The organism is Streptomyces sp. LS1784 (assembly GCF_020103755.1).
In the GTDB taxonomy this organism is placed as follows: domain Bacteria; phylum Actinomycetota; class Actinomycetes; order Streptomycetales; family Streptomycetaceae; genus Kitasatospora.
Genome location: NZ_JAHSQD010000730.1, coordinates 1 through 3,530 on the forward strand (window position 1 = coordinate 1; position 3,530 = coordinate 3,530).

2 protein-coding genes are annotated in these 3,530 nt (G+C 74.1%); both read right to left on the minus strand.

All coding sequences use genetic code 11. The annotated features are described in order from the left end of the window. Positions 1-105: 105 nt before the first annotated feature. The gene (shc, locus tag KS423_RS41375) at positions 106-2,187 is read right to left on the minus strand and encodes a squalene--hopene cyclase (RefSeq protein WP_224284877.1); all 2,082 of its coding nucleotides are present in this window, start codon (positions 2,185-2,187) and stop codon (positions 106-108) included. Between the two features lie 7 nt (positions 2,188-2,194). After that, entirely contained in the window at positions 2,195-3,283 is a 1,089-nt protein-coding gene (locus KS423_RS41380; RefSeq protein ID WP_374120150.1) for a polyprenyl synthetase family protein, read from the minus strand. Between the last annotated feature and the right edge of the window lie 247 nt (positions 3,284-3,530).

A 3,530-nucleotide genomic window follows, 5' to 3' on the forward strand; every position in this document is an offset into this window, starting at 1 on the left:
TGCGCACCAGCACCGGGGACCCGCCGGGCGCGCCGCGCCAGTCCCCGCCGCGCAGGGCCCAGACCTCGGGGCCCAGGGCGCAGAGCACCAGCAGGGGCGCGGTGGTCACCGCGCCACCCCGATCACCGGGGCGCCGTCGGCCCGGCTCGTGCCCGGGGTGCCGTTGAGGTAGCGGCCGAGCGCGGTGACCGGGAAGACCAGCCGGTACAGGTGGTAGTTGATGGAGAAGTCCCACGGGAAGCCGGTGCCGGTGAACTGCGGTTCGTCCCAGGTGCCCTCGGGGAGCTGGGTGCGCACCAGCCACTCCACGCCGCGTTCGACCGCCGGGTTGGCCCGGCACTGCGGCCCCTCGCCGGCCGCGAGCAGCGCCATCAGCGCCCACGCGGTCTGCGAGGCGGTGGAGTCGCCGCGCCCGGCCCAGCGCGCCGGGTCGTCGTAGGAGCGCATGTCCTCGCCCCAGCCGCCGTCGGCGTTCTGCCGGTCCTCCAGCCAGCGCACCGCCCGGCGGATCGCCGGGTGCTCGTCCGGGACGCCGGCCGCCACCAGGGCGGGCAGCACCGAGCCGGTTCCGTAGATGTAGTTGGTGCCCCACCGGCCGAACCAGGAGCCGTCCGCCTCCTGGTTGCGCAGCAGCCACTCGATGCCGCGCCTGGTCCGCGGGTCGCGGGAGCGGCCGGTCTCGGCGAGCATCTCCACCACGTGCGCGGTGACGTCGGCGGACGGCGGGTCGACCACCTCGCCGAAGTCGCAGAACGGCAGCTTGTTGGGCAGCGTGCTGGTGTTGTCCACGTCGAAGGCGCCCCAGGCGCCGTTCTTGGACTGCATGCCGAGGTTCCACAGCACGCCCCGGTCCACCGCCGCGTCGACCCTGGCCGGGTCGGGGTGGGCGACCCGGCGCAGCGCGAGCACCACCTCGGCGGTGTCGTCGATGTCGGGGTAGGTGTCGTTCTCGAACTCGAAGGCCCAGCCGCCGGGTGCGAGCCCGGGCCGCTGGACGGCCCAGTCGCCGCGCTTGCGGATCTCCTCGCCGAGCATCCAGTCCACGGCGGAGACCAGCGCCGGGTGGTCGGCCGGCACCCCGGCGTCGACCAGGGCGATGGTGGCCAGGCAGGTGTCCCAGACCGGGGACTGGCAGGCTTCCAGCCAGCGCTTGCCGTCCTCGGTGTGCACGGTGAAGCGGTCGAAGGAGGAGAGCCCGGCCTTCACCACCGGGTGCTCCAGCTCGTAACCCTCCAGGTGCAGGGCGATCAGCGAGTAGACGGCGGGGGGCTGGATGCCGCCCCAGCAGCCGTCGGCCTCCTGCCGTTCGACGATCCAGCGGCAGGCCTGCGAGACGGCCAGCCGGCGCAGCGGGCGGAAGGCCCGGCGGTGGTAGGCGTGCAGCGCCTTGTCGAGGCGCTCGAAGAGGCCGTCCCAGGTGGTGGCGGGGGCGAGCGGCCGGTGGGGGTACGGGTCGTCCGGGTCGGTGTGCAGCTCGGTGAGCGCGAAGGGGGCCGGACGGACCGGGCGGTGGGACGAGACGACGGTCAGCGGGACGATGGTCTGACGGGCCCAGCAGCCGAAGGCGTAGATGTTCAGCGGCAGCCACTTGGGCAGGAAGATGATCTCGGGCGGCATCTCGGGCAGCCGCTCCCAGGGCCACCAGCCGAACAGTGCGAGCCAGATCCGGGTGAACACCCGGGCGGCGGCGATGCCGCCGGCGGAGCGGACGTAGCGCGCGGCGGCCAGCATGTGCGGGGCGTCCGGGTCGTCGCCGGCCAGCTTGAGCGCGACGTAGGCCTCGACCGTGGTGGACAGTTCGGGCGGACCTCCGTGGAAGGTGGACCAGGTGCCGTCCTCGCGCTGCTGGGAGCGGATCCACTCGGCGGTGGCGTGGGTCTGCTCCTCGGTGCGGATTCCCAGGAACTGGCGGAGCAGTAAGTCCTCGGCGTCCATGGTGACGTTCGTCTCCAGGTCACCCTTCCACCAGCCCTCCGAGGACTGCAGGGAGAGCAGGTGGGTGGTGGCGCGGGCCAGGGCCTCCCGCGCGTCGGCCGGTCGGAGGTCCGCCTCACCGGCAGGCCGGAGCTGGCCGGTGTCCTCGGGCTGCCGCCGCCCCGCGCCCAGCAGGGCCGGGGGGCGGTCGCCCACCGCGACCGGCTCGGAATCGTACTCAGGGTCGAGCCGGCCGTCCGCGGTTGCTGTCAACGTAACGTCACCTCTCTCGTACCACCACGAATTCGGCGAGTGCGACGAAGTGCTCGCGCACCTCGTCGGACATGGGCACCTCGTCCAGGGCGGCGAGGGCAGTCGTGTGCTGGCGGCGGGCCTCCTCCTGGGTCCAGGCTCGGCCGCCGGCCTCCTCGATCAGCGCGGCCCGGGCGGCGAGCTCGGGCTCACTCTCTTCCCCGCGTCCCTTCGGGTCGGCCAGTTCCTCGGCGAGCCGACGCGAGGCCGCTCCGCCCTCGGCCAGTGCGGCAGCCACCGGCAGGGACTTCTTGCGCTGGCGCAGGTCTCCCCAGTGGGGCTTGCCGGTGACCTCGGTGGCACCCCAGATGCCGAGCAGGTCGTCCACCGCCTGGAAGGCCAGACCGAGGTGGTGGCCGTAGCGCTGGAGCGCGCCGGAGACCTTGTCGTCGGCACCGGCCAGGACGGCACCGATCGCCGAGGCGGCGGCCAGCAGTGCCGCCGTCTTGCCGCCCTCCATCTCCAGGCACTCCGCGACCGTGACGCTGTCGCGCTGTTCGAAGGCGACGTCCATGGCCTGGCCGTCGATCAGCCGGCGGGTCGCCGTGGTGAGCAGTCGGACGGCGCGCGCGGCGTCGGTGGCGCTCGTGCCACCGGTCACCGCGGCGTCGAGCAGCACCTCCGTGCCGAGTGTCGCCAGCGCGTCACCGACCAGGATCGCCTGGGCCGGCCCGAAGACCGTCCAGGCTGTGGCCCGGTGCCGCCGGGTCTCGTCACCGTCCATCAGATCATCATGAAGGAGGGAGAAGTTGTGCACCAGTTCAACCGCAACTCCGCCCGGCACCCCCACCTCGGCCTCCGCGCCGGTGGCCCGGGCGGACAGCAGCGCCAGCGCCGGGCGCACGGCCTTGCCGCCGTCCCCCGTCACCGGGGTGCCGTCCCGGTCGATCCAGCCGAAGTGGTAGGCGGCGACGGTCTCCATGGGTGCGGCCAAACGGGCGACCGCGGCCCGTAGTGGCGGGGTGCAGAGCGTACGGCTGCGGGCGAGCAGCTCCGGCACCGAGACCGGTTCGGCGTGCGCCGTGCCTCCGACGGCGAAGCCGGTGCGTGACTCCACGTGCGTTCCCTCTCCCTCGTGGTGCCGGACCGCACGGGGCGGCCGGGTGTTGTCGGTGCGGCCGGTGTCGAATCGATTGGTGCCGACGGTGCCGGTGCGGCCGGCCGGACCGCTCCCGGTGGTTGCGCCGATGCGCTCGACGGTACGCCCGTCGGCTCTGGCGGGCTCTCCGGCGGCGGGGCCCGCCGTCACCTGGGCCACCTCCCCTCGCCGCGGTCCACCGGCACCCGGGTGCCGGCCGCGGCGA